A 1,087-nucleotide genomic window follows, 5' to 3' on the forward strand; every position below is an offset into this window, starting at 1 on the left:
CAAAAAAAGGCCAACCTGCCCACAAGGTCACCGGTGTCGCCAGAGCCAGCTCGATCCAGTTTTGGATCGGGCCATGGAAAAGTTGTAACGTGTGTCCCGCCATGGCGAGCAAGGTCACTATCACGGTTAATGGCAGCGACCACCAAAAGCGGCGGGCGAAATCCCGGAGTTCAGGATTTTCTTCTTCATCGAGCGCGGGTATGACCGGCTCTAATGTCATGCCACATTTAGGGCAGTTGCCGGGTCCGGGCTGGCGTATTTCCGGGTGCATCGGACAGGTAAACTCAGTGCCTGTTTGTACCGCAGGCTCTGGAGTGGTGACGCGGGACTCGGCGCTCGAAACATTACTGCTGAAGCGTTCAGGATCAGCTCGAAACTTCTCCTGGCATTTCAGGCTACAGAATTGATACTTCTGTCCCTGATAAGACTCACCAAATTTACTTGATGAAGTGACTGCCATTCCGCACACCGGGTCACGTAGATCATCGTCATTTAGCGGAGCAGCATGGGCGTGACTGTGGTCGTGGTGGCTCGATATGTTAGGCATGTCTATTTCCCTTCTTTGTCCTTGTGGGTTGCTGCCTGATCGCCATGGCTATGTCCGCCATGGCTATGTCCAAAAAAATGCATTAATGGACAGATCAACAGAATCAGATAAGGCCAAAATGGATAAACGTGGCTGAAATGCTCCCGCAACACGTAGAAGGCACCAATCGCAATGAGCATGATTAGGACAACGCCTGTTTTGCGCCTCCAATATGGTGCGGTGGTGTTTCCATCCAGGCGCTGATGGTTACTCATGATCTAAGCCTCACTGTGTACTCTGCAACAGAGCGTAGCCAACTCCTGTGTCGAAGCGGTGGGAGAAGCCGGCTTAGGCTTATTTCAGGTCAAACTGACCGACCATTCCCGATTGGTAATGTCCGGGCACATTGCAGGCAAACTGAAGGCCTGTGCTGTTGTTGAAGGTCCAGATCAGCTCTTGGGTTGCGCCAGGCTCAATCAGGACGCTGTTCGGGTCGTTGTGCTCCATTCCGACCATCTTCATTCCACCCATGCTGTGGCTCATACCGCTCATCGTTTTTCC

Annotated in this window: 2 protein-coding genes and 1 pseudogene; all 3 read right to left on the minus strand. The window is 52.6% G+C overall.

The features are described 5' to 3' along the window. A partial coding sequence (locus tag HT737_RS30060) for a YHS domain-containing protein (RefSeq protein ID WP_182404636.1) occupies positions 1-547 on the minus strand: 547 nt, incomplete at its 3' end. Between the two features lie 2 nt (positions 548-549). After that, positions 550-801: a DUF2933 domain-containing protein gene (locus tag HT737_RS30065; RefSeq protein WP_080895976.1), complete on the minus strand. Its 252-nt coding sequence runs from the start codon at positions 799-801 to the stop codon at positions 550-552. A gap of 79 nt (positions 802-880) precedes the next feature. Then, positions 881-1,087 (minus strand): annotated as a pseudogene (locus HT737_RS30070) (plastocyanin); the annotation flags it as partial.

Source organism: Pseudomonas sp. MD195_PC81_125, assembly GCF_014060985.1.
Classification (GTDB): domain Bacteria; phylum Pseudomonadota; class Gammaproteobacteria; order Pseudomonadales; family Pseudomonadaceae; genus Aquipseudomonas; species Aquipseudomonas parakoreensis.